The sequence below is a fragment of the Echinicola rosea genome (genome assembly GCF_005281475.1).
Lineage (GTDB): Bacteria > Bacteroidota > Bacteroidia > Cytophagales > Cyclobacteriaceae > Echinicola > Echinicola rosea.
In genome coordinates this window covers 2,995,448-3,018,622 of record NZ_CP040106.1, presented here as the reverse complement: position 1 = coordinate 3,018,622, position 23,175 = coordinate 2,995,448, and the positions used below count along the sequence as shown (strand labels likewise).

Below are 23,175 nucleotides of genomic sequence, written 5' to 3'. Positions count from 1 at the left end.
TCTGAACATGATAGAAGTAATCCTAATATGCATCTTTGCCTCGGCACTTTTTTTCTCCAATCAGTTCATGGGGAGCAAAAAAGGTCTTGAGGCAATCCAAATCCACCATTTACATGGATTGCTGCTTTACCACTTAGGATTTAGCTATTTCTTTTACCGGTATGTAATTGCCTATGGTGGGGATGCTATTGTTTACTGGCACCTTAACGGCCCATTGGCCAACCCAAATGCCACCGGCTGGTGGGATTATTTCGGGGTAGGATATCCCTTTATGTATTGGCTGAATTATGTTCCATCCCGGTTTTTTGGATGGGACATGCTTTCGGGTTTTTTCCTGTACGCCATGCTTAGCTTTCTGGGCTTTAGGTGGCTTTTTATCCGGCTAATCCGGGAATTTGAGGGCGAAAAAGTATTTTGGGGCATCCCTTGGCCTGTCTATTTTCTGTACTTGCCAAACCTCCACTTTTGGACCGCAGGGATCGGAAAAGAGGCCGTGTGCTTTTTTGCCTTGATGTTGATCATTCGGGGCATTGACCAGAAAAAATGGGCAGGTGGACTTTTAGGCATATTTCTGATCTTTATGACCAGAACCTATTTGGCCTGGTTGGTTTTAATAAGCTTTGGGATAAGCACCATCCTATTTGCCAACACCAAAAAGGCAAGACTTCGGTGGGGCATTCCCTGTATTTTAATGGCTATTGCGGCCTTTCCTGCACTACTTTGGTACGTGGGCATGGAGCATTTCAGTTTTGATGCCATCCAACAAATTATCCGCCAGCAGTTTGCCATGCTTTCAGGAAAAGGAGTAGGATCATCAGTACCCATGGCAGATTATTCCTTGCCAATGCGGCTTTTCACATATTGGTTTCGCCCGCTGCTCGTGGACGCACACAACACCACATCTTTCTTGGCATCTATTGAAAACGCTATTTTACTGGTAGTATTTATTGGTTTGTCCATAAAAAGCAGAAAAAGCCGGTGGAAAAACTTACCGCTATTTTTGAAATTTGGCTTGATCATCTTCTTGACATCTTCATTGGTCTATATGAACATCCTCAGCAATCTCGGCATCATGATGCGCATGAAAAGTCTATTTATGCTCTTTCCCCTTCTGGCCGGGGCTTGGATGGTAAAGGAAGAAGAACGAACCAAGAGCAAAGAATAAAGTTAAAAACGGAATGTAAATCAGTTGTACCGAGGGCTGTACCCTGCGGGGCAAATGCGTTTAGTGTATCGAAAGAAAACAATTTTCGTGTAGGCATAGCTATCATCCGTGCCGCTGGCACTCCTTCGGGAGGCTGAGGAGAGCTTAAGCTCCTGCGGATAAATCCGCAGGTTACAAAATTTATCGTGCCGCTGGCACTTTGCCGCGATTTGTACGTTGGAAACCGTAGTAGCCTATCTTGCCGAATGGCGGGATAGGCTGAAAGAATGATAAGTTGATTTGGGTCGAACAAGCCATCGCAGCTATCTGCTCATGTATAGTGGTTGGCTTGGTTAAGGTTAAACCCCGAATCAATGCCGTTTAGTTAGTATGTACCTGGAAATATTGGTTCTATTGTTTTTCTGCTAAATTCCAAGATGGTTTTCATCTCTTTACCTTTGTCACTTTTTTGCTTCAGGTCAAAGTCGAGTAGGCCTGGGCCCTATGCCCAAGCCTCTCTCAGAACCGTACGTGACAGTCTCCCGTCATACGGCTCTTGGCTATCAAATCTGATGTTCCAGATTTTGTTTCAAACAACTCCATCTTCCCTAATTTTTAGGTTGTGGAACCATTCAAAACCGATTGCCTCAGTCCCTTCGCTCTTTCTCCGTTTCCAGAGCTTTCAACACTACTACGGACTGATCCGCCCCATCCCTATCAAAGGGGATGGTTCTCCTGTTCCATCCAACCGCCTGTTTCGAACTCCTGCCGCCTTAATGCCGCCTGCCAATAGGCCAACTCTCAGTCTGCGCTGCCTATTTTGTCCCGGAAGTTACTCTAGCCCCCGGTTTTGACAGGAAGTATTTTTCACGACACTTCATCGAACGGTTCACTTTCGTTCAGCTTTTCGAAACGCATTCCTTCTGATCGCTCAGTACCACAGCCTTGAAAGCGCAGCACCATCAGGGGAATTTGACTGGTCTGCCTGATCCAGTCCCAGCCGTCGTGCCAAGGGTTGTAACGCCCTATTCGACATCAGTTGGATAGCATGTCCGGTTTCCCGAACTTCAGGACACACAAAGTAACCAAAAAAAACCGCCGCTGTGCAGCTATTGGCCTAAAATTAAAACCTCCCCTCATGCAGGCAGACTCCTCCTTTTCTAGCAGCCAACATTCTTTTTAGCTAGTATTTCGTCAAACAAGCCTGCCTTTTTGCCCACCCGCTATTTAATTTCTTAACGCCCAATACCTGCAAGGCGGATCCGATTAATAAGTTTCTTATGGATAAATTATCATCATTATTCCATGTAGTGGTATATTTTCTTAAGTAACCAAGTTGAGCCGGAACTATAAGCCCCCCTGAGCCAAAAAAGGTATCGCTTCCTTATTACGGCCCTTGGTATGCCTGTTTTCCAGCCGATGGTGGAGGCCGTTAAGAAAGGGAGTTGGCTCGCGTCGTGGAACAGCGAGACCCACTCGCTTTTAGGCCGTAGCCATCGGGTGGAAATTAAAATGGGTGACGGATCCCCGTCGCAAGGTAAATCCATGTTCCATTTTAAAGGGCAGACCACCGGCCTAGATTTTTTTCTTTCTTTTTTCATCAATGGAAAAAAGGAAAAGGATAAAATCCATCAAAATGGCCAAAGCCATACAGTTAAAGTCAAATAGAAAAGAAACTCCTAGCAGGTGAAAACAGGGAAATGGCCTTAACTAAACGGCATTGAACCCCGAATAGGTGATAGCAACTGAGCATCCTGCCTCATCCGCCTTTGGCGGAGGGTCATATAGAAGGTGCTGGTGACCACCTGCACCAAAAATGATTACACACAAAAGGGTAAGTTCCGTAGAAACGGCAGATTTAAATGCATTTGCCCTGCTGTGCCCTGGTACGATTAGCGTTGGGGTTTTACCTCAGTTTTCAGGACAGGACAATCAACTAGTTTGGAGATCTGGGGCTAGGAATGATAAATAATAATCGGTTCTATATGATTTACTATGGGTAACTATTACTTTGCATGTCAAATTCTAGCTTGCCTTTCATCTTGTTGCCTTGTTACTTTTTTCCTTCAGGTGAAAAACGTAACCAAAAAAACCCGCTGCGGTGAGCTATATGACTAAAATCAAAGCCAGCACTCACGCAGGCAAACTCCTCTATTTGTGCAGCATACCAATTTTTTGTACTGATTCACGTCAAACAAGCCTGCGCTTTTTCCAGCCCACTTCTTTGATTTCTTAACGTCAAATACCTCAAGGCAGAATAGAAAATTGCCCACTGAAAAGGAACATGAATCAACATTAATTTAACCGGAATAATATCTTTACCCACTATAATCCATATAGAGCCTAATAATCTTATTATACGCTTTATTGCCAGTAGGTTTTATTTCTCACGGAATGCACAGAACACCCAGAATGGAATAAGGCTTTTCTGAGATTTCCATATTTTCTCTGAGCACCTTTTTAATTTTCCTGTAATTACTGGTATCATTGCGGACAACCATAAATATCAACACCCAACACCCTTCATCACTTATATAACGCCAAAAAAATTCATTTTCAACCACTTATACTCAATTTTTATCCATCACAGTCCAGAACAGATTCCTTAAAATCATTGGATACATTAGGTGATGTAAAAAGTAAGGTTAATCAATTATCATTAAACCCAATTAACCAATGAAAAAAGTAATTACCCTAAGATTGCCATGGAGGCAAAGTATGCTTGCTTTACTATCCACGGCCTGTAGTCTGGGCTTTGCCTATGGGAGCAAGCCCATTGAAGATCCATTGATGACCATTTCGGGGATCAATGAAGTAGAAAAAGTAATAACCGGGACAGTAGTATCCAGTGAAGACAACGGTCCACTTCCTGGCGTGAGCATTTTGCTAAAAGGCTCCGGTACCGGTACCGTCACTGATATAGACGGCAAATTCACCTTGGAGGTTCCTGAAGAAGGTGCGGTTTTGATCTTTAGCTCCATTGGATTCGTCAAACAAGAAGTGGAAGTGGGCAATCAAACCACCCTAAACGTCACGATGGAAGCCGACCTTCAGCAGCTTGGAGAAGTAGTGGTGATCGGGTATGGTACCCAGCGCAAAAAAGATATCACCGGAGCCGTAGCCTCAGTGGGTGAAAAGGACTTCAATACGGGCATGTCCGTGGCGCCAGAGCAGCTTATGCAAGGCAAAGTGGCCGGGGTCAATATTGTCCAGAACAGTGGTCAGCCTGGAGCAGCTTCTACGGTCAGGATTCGGGGAGTAAATTCCATTTCTGCAGGCAACGACCCTTTATACGTCATCGATGGGGTGCCCATGCAGTTCAATTCTGCCAATAACTTTGTCTCATCCATGCAGGGCAGCTCTCCCTTTTCCTCCGAGGGCACCAATCCGCTAAACTCGATCAACCCTTCCGATATAGAGTCGATTGATATTCTGAAAGATGCCTCTGCGACGGCCATTTATGGCTCTAGAGGAGCTAACGGCGTCATCATCATCACCACCAAAAATAAAAGCGGTGGGGAAACCCTTACTTATGATACTTACGTGGGCGTTTCCAATATCCGAAAAACCTTACCCGTGTTGTCAGCAGATCAATATCGAAATTATGCCGAAGAGAATGACTTGGTTTACCCAGACGAGGGAGCCAATACCTTTTGGCAAGATGAGATCTTTCGCTCTGCAGTCAGCCAAAACCATAATGTGGCCTTTGGAGGTGGTTCTGCAGCCAGTACATTTAGGGCTTCACTCGGCTACACCGACCAGCAGGGAATCCTACTTTCCTCGGGGCTGAAAAAATACACGGCTCGTTTTAACGGAACCCATAAAGCCCTCGAAGGAAGGCTAAGACTTGGCATCAACATGACCTATGGCAAAACTGCCGAAGACAACACGCCCATTTCATCCAATATTAACAACGAAGGCGGTAATATCCTAAAAGATGCCATCCGATGGGCTCCTACCCTACCGGTAACCAATCCAGATGGCTCCTACTACCAAATCGGAGAGCTTCGCATCAACCCAGTATCATGGGTAGAGGTGGACGATGAAAGGAACACCAACCTGTTCTTGGGAAATGTAGATGTAGCCTTTGACCTCATGGACGAGCTTACTTTTAGGCTAAATATGGGGCATAACGACCAATACATTGAGCGGTTCACCAACATGCCTGCTACCCACCCTTCAGGTGAAACTGATGGAGGACGCGCTTCCATTAACAAGCTTAAAAATTACAGTTCCGTGATGGAGGCCACATTGACCTATAATAAGGACCTGGGCAATAACACCAACCTCAACCTACTTGGTGGATATTCCTTTCAGCGGTTTGTGACCGAATACACCTTTACGGAAGCCAACAACTTCGTTTCGTCTTCTGTGAAATGGAATTTGATCCAGTCTGGAAATATACTTTCCAATACCTCCTACAAGTCCGCAAATAGGCTGGCCTCTGTCTTTGGCCGAGCCAATCTCCGGTTAAAGGACCGTTACTTGTTTACGTTTACCCTGAGAAATGATGGTTCCAGTAGGTTTGGTGAAAACAACCGTTGGGGACTGTTTCCTTCCGGGGCATTTGCTTGGAACATGGCCGAAGAAAACTTCATGAAATCAAGTGCCTTTGACCAGCTCAAACTACGCTTAGGGTACGGGGTGACCGGTAATCAAGAAATCCCCAATGACCTCTATCGCCAGCAACTGGGTATCGCAGGATCCGCGGTGTATGTCCTAGGCGGGGAAGCTATCCCCAGCGTCCTTCCCACCAATTATGCCAATCCTAACCTGCAATGGGAACAGACCAACCAACTAAATGTGGGCATTGACTTTGGCTTTTGGGAAAATCGTCTGACCGGTACCGTCGATTATTATGAGAAATATACCAACAACCTTTTACTCCAATTCTCCACAGCAGCTCCTTCGGTAGTCAATACCCAATGGGCAAATGTGGGCGAAGTAGAAAATAAAGGCATTGAACTTTCTTTAAATGCTGATTTGATTGTGGACAGACCTTTTACTTGGAACATGAACGTCAATTTCTCTCGCAACCGCAACGAAGTAACATCCCTCTCCAATGAGCAGTTTTCGCGGGATGAAATCAGGACTTCCCCCCTCTCAGGTGTGATCACTCCAAAGGATTTTTCACAAATCATTAAACCCGGATTGCCTCTGGGCACCTTCTATGGCCGCCAGTTCACTGGATTAGACGAAAACGGCATGGAAACGTACTTGGATCAGGATGGCGAAGATGGCGCTGACTTAGTGGTCATTGGCAATGCCAATCCTGACTTTATCTACGGGATGACCCATCGCTTTGCTTGGAACAACTTTGATGCTTCACTGACCCTCCGTGGCGTTGTAGGCAATGATGTGCTGAACAATACGGCGGCGGAATTTTCCTATACCAATTCCACCCCGGGCATAAACATCCTTGAGTCATCGCTTAGTTCTGGTGTGAGCCGGGATCAAACAGCGCAATTCTCCTCCAGGTGGCTGGAAGATGGCAGCTATTTAAGGCTGGACAATATTAACATCGGTTACAATTTTGACGTCGCCGCGCTTGGTTTTCTAAAAAGAGCCAGACTATACGTCACCGGCCAGAACCTATTTGTCCTTACCGGGTACAGCGGCTTTGACCCAGAAGTAAGGACCAACACAAACGGTGGTGGCAATGCTGCCATTGGTATCGATTACTTGGCGTATCCACGTCCTCGAGTATTTATGCTGGGAGGAAGTTTCTCCTTCTAAAGGATGAAAGCCAAGGAAAGTGATCTTGAAAACCGTTAAAATTTACTCACCATGAAAAATATTATCAATAATTATAAAAAAACGCTTACACTTGCTTCAGCATTGGTACTGGGCACTTTGGGAAGCTGTTCGCTAGATGAGGAGGTGTATTCCATCTACACACCAGAAACCTTTTATTCCAATGAAAAAGAAGTGTTATCCTCCCTGTCCGGAGTTTACCGGAATTTTGCCCAAATAACTGGAATGGGGGCGGAATACCGGACTTTGGAGCTGTCTGCTGATCAAGTGGTCGTCCATGGCAAAATCCAAGGCTGGTGGGCCAATAATGATTTTGAACAACTGATGGAACATGAATGGGACGCCACGCACGCTTATATTGCAGGCACATGGAACACCTTATTTGGCACCGTTGGCCAAGCAAACGCGCTGATCGACGCGCTGGATGCTTCCGGACTGGAGGGCATCGAAGGCCCAAGGGCAGAATTACAGGCACTAAGGGCGTTTGCCTATTTCTACTTGGTGGACCTGTACGGCAATGTGCCCATTTTCACTGCTCCGAAGGTGGATCCGTTAAATCTTCCTACCCAAAACACACGGGCCGAAGTGGTGGATTTTATCATTGCTGAACTGGAAGCTGCCCTTCCAAACCTGCCCTCCCAAACCGAGGTAGGTAGTGAATACTATGGTCGCTTTACAAGGGAAGCGGGCTATACGCTCTTGGCCACCCTTTACCTGAATGCCGAAGTATATACCGGCACTTCCCAGTGGGAGAAAGCCATTGAGTACGCCGACATGGTCATCAACTCAGGTGCCTACCAATTGCTACCGGATTACTTTGACAATTTTGTCCATGACAATGAAGAAAATGCGGAGTTTATTTTTGGTGGAATCTACACTCCTAACATTCCTGGAGGTATCGGCCATCCCTTGGTGCAAAAAGTCCTTCCTGGCATTAGTGGCGGATTATTCGGTCTTCCCTACACTCCTCAGAATGGTTTTGGCACAAGGCCTTCGGTTTATGAACTTTATGAAAACCAAGACGACAGAAAAAACATGTTTCTTGCTTATGGTCCCATGAAAGATCCTCGTAACGGGGAAATCGTCATGGTGGAAAGAATAGTGCCAGACAACAACAGCAACCTTTACCGTGAAGGGACCTCCACTGAAGGTCCTGTACCTTATGAGATCATCCCTGCCACTGGCATCAGAAACCAACCCATGAATGCAGGCATCAAATGGATCAAATGGGGGCTTGACCCCAATACCAATGGCGGAAATGCCAGCAATGACATTGCTTTTTTCCGTTATGCTGATGTCCTGTTGATCAAAGCAGAGGCACTGGCACGACAGGGCAACTTCTCTGAAGCGACCACCTTGGTCAATGACGTCAGAGAACGAAGCAACGCCTCGTCGCTAAGTACCGTAACCTTAGAAGATATTCTCGACGAAAGAGGAAGGGAACTGGCCTTTGAGCTGGCAAGACGAAGGGATTTGATTCGATTTGGCCAGTTTAATGATGCTTGGGAGTTCAAGGAAGCCTCTGAACCTTTCAGGACGCTTTATCCGATTCCCAGCACAGCCATTGATGCCAATCCGAACCTACAACAAAACCCAGGATACCAATGAAATTTAACTTCTTGACCACCAACCTTACTGCCTGCACCATGAAAAAAATCATGGTGACGGGCAGTATCATCATGGGCCTCTCCGGAGCCCATTTTGTTCAATCCCAAACGGTAGCAGGTAAAGATTATTCCTCCAGAAGTCATGTGGACAAGACCTTTGATATGATAGGTGTCAACGCCTTTGGGCAGCGATTTCCTGCCGAAAGCTTCACCTATGAGGATGAAATAACCGGAAAAAAGGTAATTGCCCTGACCACTTCCAGGCATCATAATTCTAAGATCTACCAAACCCATCCCCAATGGACACCTGACGGAAAACACATAGTGTTTCGTTCAGATCGCTCTGGCAAAGGACTGGCTTATGCCATATCCATGGAAAACCATGAAATCATCCAGATTGCTTCCGGAGAAGACGGAAGTAGCTTCCACCTTGGCTGGAAGGAAAATCATGCCTATCACTTCCGCAATGATTCACTGATTAGGCTTAACTTGGAAGCCCTTTTAGAGGACAGCAATGCTGGCCAAGTGGCCAATAAATCTTCCTACGAAAAAGTAATTGGAATATTGGACCAGGAGCTACACCCAAACGGCATGGCGCTGGATCATGATGAAGAAAGCCTCTATTTTTCGACACGAGTAATAGACGGTCAATCCTCCATATATGAAGTAGATCTGGCCACTGGAAAGATGACGGCAGTACTCACCGTACCATTCAGAATTGGTCATTTGCAAGCCAATCCTTACAAAGCTGGTGAGATGATGTTTTGCTGGGAAACCGGTGGGGACGCCCCCCAACGCATTTGGTTTGTCAGTATTGACAACAATGGACAGGTCACTAATCGCCCTCTCTATGATGAGTCCGACGAAACCTGGGTAACCCATGAAGTTTTCCTTGATCAGGATCACATCGGCTTTAATGTCATGGGTCATCTGGACAGGCTTCAGGAGGGTGACAATGGCATTTATTCCTTAAACATCCGCAACAATGACCTCACCTTTCACGGACAACAGGATTGGGGAGGATATTGGCATACCGCCGGAACGAGGAACTTAAAATGGATCGTAGGCGACACCTTTAATGGCGACCTTTACCTAATCAAATACGGCAACCCAGAAAACACAACACTGCTGACCACAGGACACCGCCTTACCAGCAAAAGTCCTTTTTCCAAAGAGGCTCACTCTCATCACTCTGTCAGCCCAGATGGCAAGTGGCTGCTGTTCAATTCCAGCCTTCTGACCGACAGTGATATCATGCTCATGCCGTTGCTGGATGAATAGAGCAAAGGAGAAGGGAATACAGAGTCGTAGGTTTTTGGTTTGTAGTACTGGGTAATTAGTATGTGGTACGTGGGGGTTAGGTAAAATGCATTTCAATAATTTCAGTTGTACCGAGGGCTGTGCCTCGGTACAATTAGTATTGAGGTTTAACCTCAATTTCCCGATATGACAACCCTTACCCGTCATTAAAAGTCATCCGGTCAAGTCAAAATCGATTAGAAACGTCTCGTTGTGCTGGGTCTTCATTACAACACGCTAAAAAACCAGGTCGATGACCCAACTATGCTGAACCTGAAAATTCACCCATACTTCATTATCTTCATCACAGTGCAGGACAATGAAGTAAACCCTAAACGGTAAATTGTTACTGTGAAATGAACCATTATGAAATTTATAAATAGCCTCCTGTTTACATCGTTGATTTTCGCAGGCCTTCTGGCATGCCAAAGCAAAAGCACTTCCCAAGAAAGACAAACACCACCATCTGAACCACCACCAAATATCATCTTTATCCTCGCGGATGACTTGGGCTATGGGGATATAAGCTGTTATGGCCAGCAGAAATTCAAAACACCCCATATCGACCGCTTGGCAGCCCAGGGCATGCTATTCACCGACCATTATGCAGGCACTGCAGTCTGCTCTCCATCGCGGGCCACATTGATGACAGGTCAGCACACTGGGCACGTAGCCATCCGCGATAACAGGAGCTTGGATTCTTCGCCATACGGTTTTCGGGAAAGAGAAGGGCAATTTCCTCTTGCTGACTCCATCCAGACCATGCCTGAGATGCTACAAAAAGCCGGATATGCTACCGGTGCCTTTGGCAAATGGGGTCTTGGTGGCCCTGATACCGAAGGAGAGCCCAATAACCAAGGGTTTGATGAATTTTACGGTTATGTCTGCCAGTCGCTTGCCCATAATTACTATCCCGACCACTTATGGGACAATCAGGAAAAAATCATGCTCCATGAAAACGACAATGGAAAATTTGGCGCATATTCTCCCGAATTGATGCATCAGGAAGCCTTGAAGTTTATCGAAGCGAACCAAAAGGAGCCATTTTTCCTCTTTCTCCCCACTCCGCTTCCCCATGCTGAGCTGCTTGCACCAGCAGAAGAAATGGCTGTTTTTGAGGGGAAGCTAGCGGAAGGAGAACCTTATAAGGGCACAGATGAAGGTCCAGGTTTTCGGAAAGGGCGATTGGGTTCCCAAGAAAAACCCCATGCAGCTTTTGCTGCGATGGTAAAAGTACTGGATGACCAAGTGGGTGAAATCATGAAAACAGTGGACTCGCTAGGTATAGGCAATAATACATTGATCATCTTCACTTCTGACAACGGCCCGCACATCGAAGGTGGTGGAGATCCGGAATTTTTCGATAGTAATGGCCCGCTAAAAGGGATCAAAAGAGACTTGTACGAAGGAGGCATCCGGGTACCACTGATCATGCGCTGGCCAGGACGCATCCAGGCAAACAGCACCAATGACCATCCATCTGCCTTTTGGGATTTTAAGGCCACCTTTACGGCTCTCGCAGGTATCGAGGCTCCCGAAAATGGCGATGGCATCTCGATGCTCCCAACCATGCTCGGAAAGGAGGAACAACAGCTAAAACATCCTCATCTGTACTGGGAATACCATGGAGAAACGGGCAAGCAAGCTGTCCGCATGGGCAAATGGAAAGGGGTAAGAAAGGATATTCGAAAAGGGAACGAGACCATTGAGCTTTACGACTTATCCAAAGACTTGGGAGAAACTACCGATGTGGCCGACCAACATCCTAAAATAGTCCAAAAGCTGGATTCCATCCTAAGGGCTGAGCATACCACTAACCCCACCTTCAAGCTTGGGTATTTGGATGAATGAGTTGATCCATGAATGAGCCAATTTATTAACCATGAGGATTTATTAGCCTATAATTAATTACAAATTCTTGCAGATAAAATTTCAAAATTTTACCTTTCATTAACTACCCGAAACACTACAAAAGTTTTTTCTGAATAATGAAACGTAAAACAAGGATGACACTTAAGCTATCCCCCCTTTCAAACAGCTTGATAATGGTCATGTTGGCTTTGGTATTATCCAATTGCCAGACCAAGGATTTCGCAAAAATGTTTTTGGTATGCGGAGATAGTAAAGTCCTGATGGTGGACTATCATAAATCCGTAGAATCCTCTGCTCCCCATGTGATATGGACCTGGGATGCCCAGCAGTCGGAAGACCTTCCTGAAGTGTACCGCACCAAAAGGTTTAACACCATGGACGACTGCAAGGCTATTGATGGTGGCAAGCAGTGGCTGGTCGCTTCATCTTCTGGCGGGGTGGCCCTTTTGGACGGAAAAGATAGAAAAGTCCAGTTTTATGCCACTGTACCAAATGCCCACTCTGTGGAATTACTGCCGGGCGATCGTCTGGTAGCCGCTGCATCTACCAGTAGTACTGGAAATAAAATCATGCTATTTGACATCCATCAGCCCGAAAAGTTAGTGTTTGAAGACAGCCTCTATTCCGCTCATGGCGTCGTTTGGCACAAAAAAAAGGAACGGCTTTATGCTTTAGGTTTTAATGTGCTCAGGGCATACAAAATGCCTTCGCCAAATGAATTGGTATTGGAAAAAGAATGGAAAATTCCAGGTGAAGGCGGACATGATTTGCAGTTGGCTCCTGATGGCAAACACTTCCTTATGACCGAGCATAACGGTGCATGGAGCTTTGACATCGAGGAGGAAAAATTTGAAAAACTCCACGACTTTCCCCAAGCCGAAAATATCAAAAGTATTGGAAAAATCAGCTCAGGTCAATTCATCTTTACCGTTCCTGAAAAAAGCTGGTGGACCCACCATGTAAGTTTTCACGAACCAGCGCGGCAATTTGCCTTTCCGGATATGAAAGTTTACAAAGCCAGGTGGGTCAAGCAATGAAATCGCTTTTAAAAATGATGTCAGCCTGGTCGGAGTCGAAAGCTAGAAATTGACCCTCGACTTTAGTTTGTCCTCAGCTTGTCGAAGCGAAGGACTCGGCCTGACACTATATAGTTTAAAGTAAACAAAACCTTGGTTAAAAGCGATATTCCTGATGGGGCAGGTGACCATTGGGTAAAAACAGTAAATTAATTGAGTAGAGCAACAAAATGGAGGACTGATCTAATCTTCTAATTCTACAATCCGCTTCACTTCATTCAGCAGCAACGGAAAGGCAGGATGGGTCATGTTATGGCCATAGCCGTCCATTTCAAAAAGGGTAGTTGACTGATGGCCGGCCACTTTCATCATGCGCATCATATAAGCATTTTCTTCATACCTTCCTAGCATTTCCATTTCCCTGTCACCAGTAATCAACAATAGCGGTGGAGCATCCTCCCGTACATGATAAAGTGGTGCCAGATCATCGATGATGGGTTGGGTACCCGCAATTCCACGTTCCTTTCTCACGGTAAAGTGGGTGATCATGTGCCCGCTAAAAGGGATCAGCCCCGCTAAGTCGTTGGCATCCAACCCATGATTGGCCAGCCACCTTTTATCCATGCCCACCATCGCCGCCAAATATCCTCCCGCTGAATGACCAGATAAAAAAACCAGTGAGGGATCTCCCCCAAACTCCTCAATGTGCTTCATCGTCCAAGCAATCGCCGCAGCAGCATCCTCAATGTAAGCTGGAGCACCTACCTTGGGATACAACCTGTAATTTACCCCTACTACAGCTATTCCCTTTTCCTTTAATGCCTCAGGAATTTCCTTTTGACCTGCACTTAAGCCACCTCCATGAAACCACACCACAGTGGGAAAATCTTTTTGGTCAGTAGGAAAATAAAGGTCCAGCACACAACGCTCTTGGGTATATCCGTCCGCCTCTCGAACGGAAGCATCATAATAGGGGATATTTTCCTCGGTGGTATAGGAAGTTTCTTGGGCAAATCCCGAAAGGCTTAGCGTTATAAAAAGGATGGTTAGGGAAAATCTCTTCATTTTATCATCTTTTATTGGCTGTAAACAATCAGGCCTGCATGGTGGGAGATTTTTGCCCACTAACATCACTGATCCGTGCACAAATTAAGGCTAAAATGACTAACCTCGTGCTGATTTCCCAACTTAAATTAACCCGAAGCTCTTTTTACTCTTCAGCTCAGCTGCCAATTGCCCCATATTAACAGAGCGCATTCCATATTGGTCCTTTAGTTTAGTGAAAGTGTCCAGCAACTGGTAGAGTTCCCGCATACTTTCTTCTGGAGCATGGCCAAAATTATGCGGATGCCACCATAAGTGATATGCCAAATTGTGCTTGGCGGCATAAGTCATCTCACTGATGATCCGGTTTATTCGTAATTTATTTAATGGTCTGATGGTCTTAGAATAAGGTCTTAAAAGACGTGATGCAGGCAATTGGATTGGAGAATCTTTGCTACCTAGCACTACCCTGGTAGGAAAAGAAGTCGATTTTCCCAATGGAAAGAGTGTATCACCCGTTCTGAAAATCCTATCCATCATCCCCGCATTCTGCGGATCCTTCCAAAACCAATTGGAAGGATTTACCCTGACCACGGTAAAACCTTCATCCTTGCAGACCTTGAGGCTGTTCTGGCCAAATTGGTTTCGGGGAAACACCAAGGACTTAAGGTTCACTCCACATTTTTCCTGGGCAATTCTTCTGGCCACCTTCAAGTCAGACCTGAACTGCTCCAACTCCTGCCCTGGCTCACAAGTATAATAATGTGAAAACGTATGGCTTCCCAGTTCCTGATTGGGGGTTTGTAATAGTTGTTTCACCAACGAAAAGCCACTATGAACTGCTGGATCGTAGGCATGTTGTGCAATCCACCGGTAAGGGGATAGCTGCGGGTTTTGGTAGGCAGGTAAATATTCGGGACTATAATGCTCCCATTCCTCGCTACTTTCAGTCAGCAGCATACCTACCGTAGCCCAAGTCGCGGCCACGCCATGACGTTCAAACGCCTCCAAAACCTTCGGAATGACGGCTTTTGTCCTAATGAAATCTCCCTTTTTCTCCGCCAAGGAAACTTTATCAAAAATCCCCCAATGCAGTTCAAAATCCAGTGATATTACCAAAAAAGACATGGTGCTAGTTTGTTAAATGATCAGGAAAGTAATTCCTTTTCTGGACCTTTAAGTGCTCCTTTTTTTTCATTCGCTCGATCCGCTTCATCCTTCTTTTAATGGCCTCGTTTTTTTTCCAATCCAGAAAAGCGACAATGACAAAAAACATAAAATACATGATCATGCTTTTTTGGCGGATGATAATGCCCAAGTTGGACATGATGAAGGTCATGGAAAAGGAAATGCTCAAAAATACCACCGCCGACATTTTGACCATTGCGGAAGCTTGTTTGATAAATCTAAAAAATCCTTTTTGGAAGAGTTTCACAAAAAACGCCAGGTACAGGAGGTTCTCCAATGACACAAAGATCCCCAGGAAATTGGGCGCATCAAAAAACAACGGCCTAAACCAAAAGGTAAACAGCTTTACAGGCAGGCTATAGCGCTGCATATCCACCGCCGAGCCTGCATGCTGCAGTTGCCCGCCAATAAAAGCCGTATTGTTCATAAAACTCTCCAGCACATTGTCCTCATCCAAGCGAAGGAACACCAATAATTCATCATAAATAAATGCTGATATGCCTATCCCACCGATGGCGACCAACACCTTCTGGTACATGGGCATCTTTTCTCTTCCCAGCATAAATGACATCCCCATCCCAATCATAATGGCAAAAAAGATATGTGGACGCACAAAATAGGTCAACAGCCCTCCCAAAGCAATGTACACTTTTCTTTTCGCAGGTAATGAAAGCCCAAAAACCAACAGCCCTATCCCACAGAAAATCAGGCTTCCCTTTCCCAATGAGGACGTCCAGAAGTGCATATTGGGCAGAAACATCAACAAATTAACAGCATTGTATCCACGAAATTTGATGGTTAATCGTAGATTTTCCCTGAAAAACAAATAGAAATAAACGAATCCGATGTATCCAGTCCAAGCAAACAGCACCATCATCATCTCATAGCTGAAATGCAGGTACTGCACAAAGGGCACCGCTATCCATTCGATAAAATGGGTTCCGTGGGAAAAAAGCTTCCACCAGCTTGCAGCCGTGGAAGCGTCATGATAATAAGCATGGGAATCTGAATTCCGGAAAATGGCATAGGTATAATATATCAGCGCAAAAAGCATGTGATACCAATACAGATTGGTCATGGTACGGATGCTCAGTGTCCTATACTTTCGCTTCAGCCTCTGGAGAAGCGACAGGCTCACGGCATAAAGTATCCCGATCAAAATAACCCCACCTATCATTTACTGGTAATAGTTGATTTTTGGCTATGTCCTATCATTACAATTTTCCAATTATCATGAACCAAGGCTTTAGTTTTCTCATACAGGGCGCAAGGAATTCCTCCACATTTAAAGCCCATTGGGATCCATTGGGCTGAATTGAGTTCCTCTTTAAGGGGGAAATTACATTCGTCTGAATGTCAAAGATTACCATAAATCCGAACTGTACCATTAACAATCATCATTATATTGATATACACCAATGGCTTAAAGCCTTATAGCATCTCAACCCAAGGCAACACCTTGGGTTGTAAACAGTGAGCTATCTCTATGCAGGCTGAAAGCCTAGCTCAGTTTTAGTACATTTTGATAAAGTTCCTCCAAGCCTCCAACCATTCGCTGGATGCTAAATTGGGACACTACACGCTGACGGGCCATTTTACTTATTTCTTGGCATCGTTGTGGATCGGTCAACAGCACGGAAGCGCCTAATAGCAGCTTTTCGGTATTATCCTTTGGACACAGCATCCCCTCTATTCCGTCGGTTATCACCTCCCCTATTCCCCCAACCTCAGTACACAGCACAGGGAGCCCACAGGACATGGCCTCCAGCATTGCCACTGGCAATCCCTCAAACTCCGATGTCATCATATAAACATCCATGGCGGAAAGATAAGGAATAACGGTTTCTTGCGCTCCTGCTAAGTGTATTTTCGATGCAAAACCACCTGTTCCAATAGTGCTTTCTACCAATTCCCTTTCCGGTCCATCACCGACCAATAAAAAGTGGATATTGGGATGGGATTTGGTAATTTCCTTTGCTAAAGCTATCCAGCGATCAAGCCTTTTTTGCTTCCTGAAAACGGCCACTTGCCCAAGCACGAGAGCATCATGGGGAATTCCAAAGCTATCACGGATCCGCCCCCTTCCTGCCGTATCTTTTTTGAATTTATCTGTATTTACCGCATTTGTTATTGTATTGATCTGAGGGCTTTTAACGGTCGGTTTATAGTATCTTAAAATACTTTTCCTTACTTCTCCTGAAACCGCAATTACTCCCTGCTGCCATCCAAAGGTCAACTTATTTAGCCTACGGGAAAGCGGATGGTACCTTTCCCACGTATTGTGCTCGGTATAGACGACCTTGGCGCCGGTTTTTTTGCCTACCCATCTGCCCAGCACTCCCGCCCAAGGCAGATGACAATGGATGATGTCAATATGGTTTTTTTCAACAAACTCCACCACCTTACCGACTTGGAGCGGAAGCGCAAGATTGGAAGATGGAAAGTAGCTTACGTCCACTCCCACCTCTTCCAATTCATCGATAAGGCTATTCGGTCGTTGGTGGAAGTAAAGACAATAAAAAGCGTACTCCTCCTGATTATGCAATGCTGCAGTTTCCGGAATCAGCTTCTCGGCACCTCCCCTCCCTAGGGATTTTATCAGGTGGAGAATACGGATTTGGGAACTACTCACTGTCGGGAATCATTAATCACTTCAGTAAAAAAATCTATAAAATGACCAGCTGCTTTTTGTAAATCGAAAGTTTCACTGACAATATTTTTTGCCCGGATCCCCATCAATTTCTGTTTTTCTGGAAAATCAAAAAGATGGTTGATCTTATCACAAAATTGATTGATATGATCTTCATCCACCAGATAGCCTGAGACTTCATCATGAAGGCACTCCTCAATTCCCCCGACCAACGTGCTGACTGCGGGTACTCCAAAATAAGCAGCCTCCAGCACGACCCCCGGCAATCCCTCCGTATCACTGGTCAGGACCAAAATATCCGCAGCAGACAAAAAAGGGGACACATCACTTTGGTAACCAAAATGCAGAATATAAGGGGACTCTTCCAGCTGTTTTTGATACCTTGGATAGAGTGCTCCATCTCCCACCATCAACGCTTTTAACCTTGGGCGAGACTTGCTGAGCAGTTGCACAACTTCCAAAAACCGATCTGGTCTCTTTTGGGCAGAAAAACTTCCCAAAAATAAAATAACTTCATCCTTTATGTCCAGCCCCAACTGACTTCTTGCCTTCACCTTCCTTGGAGCATCCATAAATTTTCTTTCATCAAAACAGCGATGGATGACCCTACTTGGCTTGGTGAATCCATAATGCCTTTTCATCGCTGCTAGACTAGCCCTACTCACTCCCACTGCCCCATCCAATGCAGGAATCACCCAGTTTTTGTAATAAGCCTTGGTTATGCGCTTAGGATTCCAATATTCAGGATTATCAATTATCCTGCTGACCATCACCAAATCAGTCTTTCCACTCCGCTTCAAAAAAGCCCCATATTTCAACGTCCTAGAGCCATTCAACAGCAATACATCTGGCTGAAACTCCTCCACCACTTCTCTCAATCGCTTCAAAAGTCCAGGCTGTACCGTAGGGAACTTCTCAAAAAAACTGTGGGCCGAAAACGGCATGACCATGTCCCCTTCATCCAAAGAGACTCTTTTACCTTTCTTGTCACCTTCGTACAAATAGACCTTTCGGACATCATGCCCCATCTCCTTCCAACGCCTCCCTAAGTCAGCCACAAAAACCTGTGCCCCTCGCCGGATCGGGGACGTATCTAGGATCAATATTTTCATTCAGTAGTAATTCTTACCCTCTTTTTACCCCCTTGATCCCCCTAAAGGGGGATCCAGTGTCTTCTCTGCCCATCATGTTCGTCTCCCTTTAATAGTTGAAAACAACTAGCCTAATCCCATCTAGTCCCTCTCCTCCCAAGAGAGGATAGGTGAGGTCTTAACAACCCCCTATCCCCCTAAAAGGGGGAATCAATACCCTTGATCCCATTCTTCGCCCCCATCCTTTTTTGAAAAATCGAAACCACTATACCCAAACGCAACCAGTCCCTCTACTCTCAGGAGAGCGTAGGTGAGTTACTTTTACCCCCTAGCCCCTTAAAGGGGGAATTAATACCCTTGATCCCATTCTTCGCTCTCTTCCATTTTCGAAAAATCGTTACCGCTATTCCAAACGCAATCTGTCCCTCTCCTCCTAGGAGAGGTTAGGTGAGGTCATCAGAGGTTCATTCATTCCTACAAGCAGAAACGATCTTCTGCAAAACATTATCAAGGTCAGAAAAGACCTCTTTATTTGTAAACCTAATTACCTTCAAGCCCAATTCCTCCAATTCAAAAGTCCGTCCACCATCCCTTTCCTCCTGTTCTGCCGACGAATGTACCGCTCCATCTACTTCAATAATCAATTGGCACTCATGACAATAAAAATCTGCAATAAATCTGCTTATTGGATGCTGCCTTCTGAACTTCAATTGGTTTAATTGTCTATTCTTGAGTTCTTCCCACAAAACTTTCTCGGCAGGCGTCAGCATTTTTCTCAACTCTTTAGCTCGACGTCTAATTTCAGTACTTGCTCCAAAATACATCTCATGCATAAAAAACCCTATCTTTTATTACCCCCTACCCCCCTACCCCCCTAAAAGGGGGAATCAATACCCTTGCTCTCCTTCTTCTCTCCCATCCTTCTTTAAAAAATCAAAACCACTATACCCAAACGCAACCAGTCCCTCTACTCTCAGGAGAGCGTAGGTGAGGTACTTTTACCCCCTAGCCCCTTAAAGGGGGAATCAATACCCTTGCTCTCCCTCTTCTCTCCCATACTTTTTTAAAAAATCGGAACCACTATACCCAACGCAACCAGTCCCTCTCCTCCCAGGAGAGGGTAGGTGAGGTACTTTTACCCCCTAACCCCCTAAAAGTGGGAACCAATACCCTTGCTCTCCTTCTTCTCTCCCATACTTTTTTGAAAAATCGAAACCACTATACCCAACGCAACCAGTCCCTCTCCTCCCAGGAGAGGATAGGTGAGGTACTTTTACCCCCTAACCCCCTAAAAGCGGGAACCAATACCTTGCTCTCCTTCTTCTCTCCCATCCTTCTTAAAAAAATCGAAACCACTATACCCAACGCAACCAGTCCCTCTCCTCCCAGGAGAGGATAGGTGAGGTACTTTTACCCCCTAACCCCCTAAAAGCGGGAACCAATACCCTTGCTCTCCTTCTTCTCTCCCATACTTTTTTGAAAAATCGAAACCACTATACCCAACGCAACCAGTCCCTCTCCTCCCAGGAGAGGATAGGTGAGGTACTTTTACCCCCTAACCCCCTAAAAGTGGGAATCAATACCTTGCTTTCCTTCTTCTCTCCCATACTTTTTTGAAAAATCGAAACCACTATACCCAACGCAACCAGTCCCTCTCCTCCCAGGAGAGGATAGGTGAGGTCATCAGAGGCTAGGTGAGGTTTAAAACCCGCCTCAGAACCCGTTCGTATGCTTTAGCAATCTTTTCAATATCAAATCGTTCGATCGCTTCCTCACGGGCATTTTGCCCCATTTCAGCCATTTTTTGTGGGTTGTTTATGGCATAGGTCATTTGTTTTGCCAGCATCTCGGCATCCTTTACAGGGAAAGTCAAAGCATTTTTATCCGGAGTGATGGCCTCTAGGTTCATCGGAATGTCAGATGCAATAATAGGAATCCCTACCATCATCGCCTCCAATAAGGCTCCCGAAAACCCTTCGTACCAAGAAGGGAAAACAAAGCAGTCATAATCAAAAAGCTTCTCCTGAACCTCGGCCACATTGCCGGGCAAAAACACCTTATCGGCCAGTCCTAGCTTGGTAATTTTCTCTTCCAAACTACTCCGTAAAGGCCCTTCACCAAAAATGGTCAAGGTGCAGTTAGCGTTTTTTTGAAGGACAAGGTGAAAGGCATCGAGGAGTTCTGTCCAGCCTTTTCGGGATATCAACCTTCCACATCCTACAAAGTGATGAATAGTTTGATAACAATTATATTTTTTCTCAGTTAGTTTCCTTCCCCTGTAAACTACATCAGCCTTTGCACTATCGATGCCCAACGATTTTGAATGCGATGTTATTAGGCATTTGGCATTTGCTATCCAGTATTTCGGAATACTAGATGTCCATTTGTCCAACAGCCAAAAAAACTTAAATTTCCAATATCCAGTTCCTTTAAATTCCTTAAGGCGAATAGGATTATAGCTATCATTTACCAATGTCCCGATCAATGGCACCCCGGAAATAAAAGCAGCCATTCTACTGATCAAATTGGAACGCATCAAGGAGGAGACCAGAACATCAGGTTTTTCCTCTTTTATTAGTTTAACTAGCCGTTTGGTTCCATGGTAAAAACCATATTTCCCATTTATCCCTAAATAGCAGGTCTTAATTCCCTTGTTTTGAAAATCGCTTAATAGGGAATGATCAGCATAAAAATACACTACAAAAACTTCTAGGTCCTCAGAAAACTGCGGCAAAAGCTGCAAATAGCTTTTTTCTGTTCCTGCATTAGCAAGGGTATCGAGGATAAAGAAGGCTTTCAAGGATTCTTTAAGTGTTATTTCTCATTATTCCACGAATCTTTCTCGCCATATTGAGTAGCATAACTACTCTGAATGCCAGCCTAATTTCAGGTACTTTATTTCTCTTAAAGGCTGTCCCTCTTTTCTTTAATCGTTTCGGAATAAGTTTTTTTATAAAATTTGACACACCCCTATCGTGATGGGTTGCACTCTTAGATTCAATTCCTTTGATAATACCTTGGATAAACATCTCATCCAAACAGATATCCGCAAGATCTTCTTTTGTCGCACCCTTAAGGATCTCTAGTAACACCCCTTTAAATCTTCCAGAAAGGACACTATTCAAACTTTCCGAAGAATGGGGCTTAGCATAGCTAATTTCTCTTATAAACCGTCCATTGATATCTCTTGTAACTTTTTTTTCTTGGCTAAAATTATTTGGTATAGAAAATGAAAATCCTACAAGCCTATTGTTCATTAATGGATTATTGACCTCTACAAAGCAATGTTTTAAGTCATTCAATGCGCTGTTGATATAAGGATGTCTAAAATCGATTCCAATCCTATCTGCGTAATCTAAATTACTCTCATACTTTTCCTTTAATAGCCAATCAGGGACATTTTGAAGAATTCGAGCTTCAATTAAAATTTTGTCTTCAACATCAGAAATAAACTCACAACCAATTGCCTTCCTTACCATTTTTTCGCTTGGGGATTTATACCGGCCAAAATTATGATCTCCCCTAATCACTGTGTGAATATTCTTTCTGGCAAACGACTTCCAAAGCTTAAAACCGTCCAAATAACCATACATGTGGTCTACCCTTCCTTCTCCATATTTCAAGAATTCATCCAAAATAAATTGAGGCTTTAACGCTGGCTCATCCAAAGTATATATGTCGTGATCCAATTTAAACCTATCCGTCAACCTTTTGGCGATTCCCACATCACTTTTCTTACTATTAATTGCTTCGATTGATCCCCAAGTAACACATTTCAGTTTTTTAGGAATGGCCAGGAATATCAATAATAGCCTACTCTCCAACCCTCCAGAAAGCAAATGGACAGTATGCTGAGGACTGATATTTAAAGAAGAAATACTTTCGCTAAGTATTTCATTGAATTTTTTAAGCAAAGATTTCTTGTTGGAAATAGAAGAGACCGATAGCCTTGTAATTTTAGTAATACAAATTTCTCTGGTAGTAAGATGAAATTTCAAGGAAGTATTTCGAGGAAGTAGACTTAATTCTTTATCCCAAGAATAACCCGGACCAAGACTACCTGAACTTATCATCCATGGGACCACTTTTGAATTAAAATTAAAATCACCTTTCAGGAGTATTAAAGGAATCTGCATGGATGAAAAGCTGAAAAATTCATCTGCTTTATAGTACCATATAGATCGTGTGCCAGCCAAGTCTGAGATCAACTCTAAACTTCCTTGGCTCTTCCTATAAATGAAAAAATTGCCATCCGGATAAACAGCTTCATCATACCATTTCCCCGTATTTGAGAACCCTAATAAACCTTGATCTTCAGAAATATCCAAAGACTCATTGAACCCCACAATTACGATAAATACATTGGAGCTTTCAATATATTTTATGGAATGGTCGGTTGCAAACTCATTTGTAAGAAACCTTCCAATTGATTCTAATCTTAAACGATAGCGATCCTTTGACGCTGCACTATTAAAATATGCTGCTAAAATCTTAGCCATTTATCTTATCT

At 44.5% G+C, this 23,175-nt stretch carries 15 protein-coding genes; 7 read left to right on the top strand and 8 right to left on the bottom strand.

Translation table 11 applies throughout. The annotated features are described in order from the left end of the window. Window positions 1-7: 7 nt before the first annotated feature. The 7 genes from FDP09_RS12165 to FDP09_RS12130 all read left to right on the top strand — a co-directional run bounded on the left by FDP09_RS12165 (window position 8) and on the right by FDP09_RS12130 (window position 12,713). Window positions 8-1,165, top strand: a complete 1,158-nt coding sequence (locus FDP09_RS12165) for a hypothetical protein (protein ID WP_137402921.1) — start codon at window positions 8-10, stop codon at window positions 1,163-1,165. Between the two features lie 1,380 nt (window positions 1,166-2,545). After that, window positions 2,546-2,812 carry a hypothetical protein gene (locus FDP09_RS12160; protein ID WP_137402920.1) on the top strand — a complete coding sequence of 89 codons (267 nt, stop codon included), beginning with the start codon at window positions 2,546-2,548 and terminating at the stop codon, window positions 2,810-2,812. Window positions 2,813-3,820: 1,008 nt separating this feature from the next. After that, complete coding sequence (locus tag FDP09_RS12150) at window positions 3,821-6,880, top strand: SusC/RagA family TonB-linked outer membrane protein (RefSeq protein WP_137402919.1); 3,060 nt, start codon at window positions 3,821-3,823, stop codon at window positions 6,878-6,880. Between the two features lie 51 nt (window positions 6,881-6,931). Beyond that, window positions 6,932-8,506: a RagB/SusD family nutrient uptake outer membrane protein gene (locus tag FDP09_RS12145; protein WP_137402918.1), complete on the top strand. Its 1,575-nt coding sequence runs from the start codon at window positions 6,932-6,934 to the stop codon at window positions 8,504-8,506. Continuing rightward, entirely contained in the window at window positions 8,503-9,786 is a 1,284-nt protein-coding gene (locus tag FDP09_RS12140) for a TolB family protein (RefSeq protein WP_137402917.1), read from the top strand. The genes FDP09_RS12145 and FDP09_RS12140 overlap by 4 nt, the downstream gene beginning before the upstream one ends. 384 nt (window positions 9,787-10,170) lie before the next feature. Next, on the top strand, window positions 10,171-11,655 hold the full coding sequence (locus FDP09_RS12135; protein ID WP_137402916.1) for an arylsulfatase: 1,485 nt from the start codon (window positions 10,171-10,173) through the stop codon (window positions 11,653-11,655). Window positions 11,656-11,792: 137 nt separating this feature from the next. Then, entirely contained in the window at window positions 11,793-12,713 is a 921-nt protein-coding gene (locus tag FDP09_RS12130) for a DUF6528 family protein (protein WP_137402915.1), read from the top strand. A 222-nt stretch (window positions 12,714-12,935) separates the two neighbouring features. On the opposite strand, the gene FDP09_RS12125 is transcribed toward FDP09_RS12130, so the two are convergent. The 8 genes from FDP09_RS12125 to FDP09_RS12090 form a co-directional block, all read right to left on the bottom strand. Then, entirely contained in the window at window positions 12,936-13,757 is an 822-nt protein-coding gene (locus FDP09_RS12125) for an alpha/beta hydrolase (RefSeq protein WP_137402914.1), read from the bottom strand. Between the two features lie 123 nt (window positions 13,758-13,880). Beyond that, a complete protein-coding gene (locus FDP09_RS12120) occupies window positions 13,881-14,864 on the bottom strand; it encodes a polysaccharide deacetylase family protein (protein WP_137402913.1) in 984 nt (327 codons plus the stop codon). 4 nt (window positions 14,865-14,868) lie between these two features. After that, a complete protein-coding gene (locus FDP09_RS12115) occupies window positions 14,869-16,101 on the bottom strand; it encodes a hypothetical protein (protein ID WP_137402912.1) in 1,233 nt (410 codons plus the stop codon). A 324-nt stretch (window positions 16,102-16,425) separates the two neighbouring features. Beyond that, the gene (locus FDP09_RS12110) at window positions 16,426-17,556 is read right to left on the bottom strand and encodes a glycosyltransferase (RefSeq protein WP_137402911.1); all 1,131 of its coding nucleotides are present in this window, start codon (window positions 17,554-17,556) and stop codon (window positions 16,426-16,428) included. Further along, complete coding sequence (locus FDP09_RS12105) at window positions 17,553-18,686, bottom strand: glycosyltransferase family 4 protein (RefSeq protein WP_137402910.1); 1,134 nt, start codon at window positions 18,684-18,686, stop codon at window positions 17,553-17,555. The genes FDP09_RS12110 and FDP09_RS12105 overlap by 4 nt, the downstream gene beginning before the upstream one ends. A 443-nt stretch (window positions 18,687-19,129) precedes the next feature. Next, entirely contained in the window at window positions 19,130-19,498 is a 369-nt protein-coding gene (locus FDP09_RS12100; protein WP_137402909.1) for an endonuclease domain-containing protein, read from the bottom strand. An 857-nt stretch (window positions 19,499-20,355) separates the two neighbouring features. Beyond that, window positions 20,356-21,465 (bottom strand): glycosyltransferase, encoded by a 1,110-nt coding sequence (locus FDP09_RS12095; protein WP_137402908.1) that lies wholly within the window; start codon window positions 21,463-21,465, stop codon window positions 20,356-20,358. A 7-nt stretch (window positions 21,466-21,472) separates the two neighbouring features. Beyond that, a complete protein-coding gene (locus tag FDP09_RS12090) occupies window positions 21,473-23,164 on the bottom strand; it encodes a hypothetical protein (RefSeq protein ID WP_137402907.1) in 1,692 nt (563 codons plus the stop codon). Window positions 23,165-23,175: the final 11 nt, after the last annotated feature.